This window comes from Caballeronia choica, from assembly GCF_001544535.1.
Taxonomy (GTDB): Bacteria; Pseudomonadota; Gammaproteobacteria; order Burkholderiales; family Burkholderiaceae; genus Caballeronia; species Caballeronia choica.
On the sequence record NZ_FCON02000375.1, the window covers coordinates 1 to 2,433 of the forward strand.

Here is a 2,433-nt window from a genome sequence, read left to right on the forward strand (position 1 = left end):
GGCAAGATCATGCGGCGCCTGTTGCGCTCGCTCGCGAAGGGCGAGGAGATCACGCAGGACGTATCGACGCTGGAAAACCCCGCCGTTCTCAGCCAGCTTGGCATGCCCCTTTAACGGAATATCCACGACGTTTCCGCAGGCGCGCCAAGACGCTCCGGATCGTATTTTCTTACCTGATGGAGACAGACAATGAGCACCGCATCAACCCAAATGAAGTCCGTGAATCCGGCACCCCTTGGCCTGGCAGGCTTCGCCCTGACGACGTGGCTACTGAGCATGATCAACGCGGGATGGTTCACGGGCGATTCCATGAACATGGTACTGGCGTGTGCCCTCGCCTACGGCGGGACCGCGCAGGCGATCGCGGGCGTGATGGAATTGCCGCGCGGGAACACGTTCGGCGCCACCGCATTCCTTAGCTACGGCGCGTTCTGGTGGTCACTGGCACTGTTCGTCCTGTTCCTGCACGCGAAGGTTCCGGCCGCCTTCATCGGCTGGTATCTTTTCCTGTGGGGCTTCTTCACGTTCTATATGTGGCTCGCGACGTTCCGTTCGCCACGTGCGCTTCAACTCGTTTTTCTCGCGTTATGGATCACATTCTTCCTGCTCGCTACCGGAGAATGGACGAGTTCGGTCGCGTTGCGAGTGGCGGGCGGGTATGGCGGAATGTTGACGGCCCTCCTGGCGTTCTACTTGTCGGCGGCGACCGTTCTCAACGAGACGTACGGAAGGATCGTCCTGCCCATCGGCGATGTGCAGGCGGTGCAACCGCGCGTCGCCATGTCCTGAGAAGCAAGGCCGATAGCCGCCGGTCCAGGCGGTCCGCTACCGATTCCTGGACCGCTGCCCCGCACCACGACGCATGCGCAAGACCGCCGACAGCGCATGGGGCGTGCTCCGAGGGTACGATCGCCCAGTCCTTGGTAACCAGGCCGATTCACTATCTCCGAACCCTGACCGCCCGCAAACGGACCGACGAAGCCAACCGGCGGCTTGGCTTCGCACTCGCGTTCGTCGCGGGCGCGGCGAATGCCGGCGGTTTTCTTGCGGTAGGGCAGTACACTTCGCATATGTCAGGCTTCGTTTCTGCGCTTGCTGACAACCTTGCGTTAGGGGCTTTCTTCTGGTCGTCGCCGGCTTGAGTTCGCTTGCCGCGTTCATCGTGGGAGCGGCCACATCGGCAATGCTGTTCAACTGGGGACGAAGGCGTCAGGCGCAAAGCGAATTTGCGACGCCTCTGCTTCTCGAAGCGGTACTGCTGCTGTGCTTCGGGTTATTGGGATCGAATCTCGAACATCACCGGCTCATGTTCGTTCCGGCCACGGTCGGCGTGCTGTGCTTTGTCATGGGCCTGCAGAACGCAACGATCACGAAGATATCGAAAGCCGAAATCCTCACGACGCATGTCACGGGCCTTGTGACCGACATCGGCGTCGAACTGGGAAAGCTCTTTTACTGGAACCTCGGCGAGGCGCACGTAAGTGGCGGCAAAGTGCGCGCCGACCGCGGCCGGTTGCGGTTGTTGTCGTCGCTGCTCGGGATGTTCCTCTCCGGCGGTCTGGCCGGTGCGTTCGGATTCAAGCACGCCGGATTTCTTGCGACAGTGCCGCTCGCGGCGATCCTCGTCGTACTGGCCGTCGTTCCGGTGTTCGATGACTTCTTCGGTGAGCGTGTGCGCTCCTGACCCAGCGAAGATTGCTGGTGCCCGGGATGGCATACCGTCGGCGCGCCCTAGCCACGGTCCGTCTCCAAGTGCGGAGAGGGCCGTTCCACCGCCCGGCTCCCCGCCGACAGTTCCACGATCTCCGCCGTGATTTCTTTCTGTTTGAGGCGGCAAAAGCCGTCTGTCAACCGGGTAAGTGCGTCGTGGACGTTGCTGCGGGCCGTGACTATCGCGCGCATGCGAGCTTCGTTTCCCGCCGCGAATGACAGCTGATGCTTCGCACAATTGCGCGAAGACGTATTACTTGCGCGAGTCTCGCGATCAGGCGCGCGGGGGCGATTGTGACGAGCTGAGGGTTTCGGGTTCGATGACGCGGAAAATCGACCGAAGTCGAACGGCAGGAGGGAGTGCGTAACCATATCGAGTCTGGCGGACGAGGTCGGCACTGCATGTACGAGGGTCACGCCTGCCGCGCGATGCGCGTCAAGCCGATCGTACAAGGCGGTGGTCAGGCGATCGGCAAGATCTGATGGTGAGGCCACGCTCGTTCGCGATCGAGCCACGACGCGCCGATCATCCACGCCCGGTTCCTCGACGTCCAAGAGCGAGATGACATCCTGCAGTTCGCGGCCACCGAGGACATGTATCCGGCTGTCGACCTCATTGCTTCGTCGTGGGTGCTGCTGGACGCGCCCGTCGTCGGCGAGGAACACGCGAGCAACGCAAGTGCGCCGGACTGTGGAGCACTGGAGCGCCGCGACTTCGCTTGT

2 protein-coding genes and 1 pseudogene are annotated in these 2,433 nt (G+C 62.2%); 2 read left to right on the plus strand and 1 reads right to left on the minus strand.

Annotation, left to right across the window (positions count from 1 at the left end):
* Positions 1–189 precede the first annotated feature (189 nt).
* Together AWB68_RS44100 and AWB68_RS44105 are read left to right on the plus strand one after the other, a co-directional pair.
* On the plus strand, positions 190–789 hold the full coding sequence (locus AWB68_RS44100; protein ID WP_087650348.1) for an acetate uptake transporter: 600 nt from the start codon (positions 190–192) through the stop codon (positions 787–789).
* Positions 790–908: 119 nt separating this feature from the next.
* Positions 909–1,684: pseudogene (locus AWB68_RS44105) on the plus strand (YoaK family protein).
* Positions 1,685–1,731: 47 nt separating this feature from the next.
* Here the strand turns inward: AWB68_RS44105 and AWB68_RS51800 are convergent.
* Entirely contained in the window at positions 1,732–2,376 is a 645-nt protein-coding gene (locus AWB68_RS51800) for a F0F1 ATP synthase subunit gamma (RefSeq protein WP_087650349.1), read from the minus strand.
* Positions 2,377–2,433: the final 57 nt, after the last annotated feature.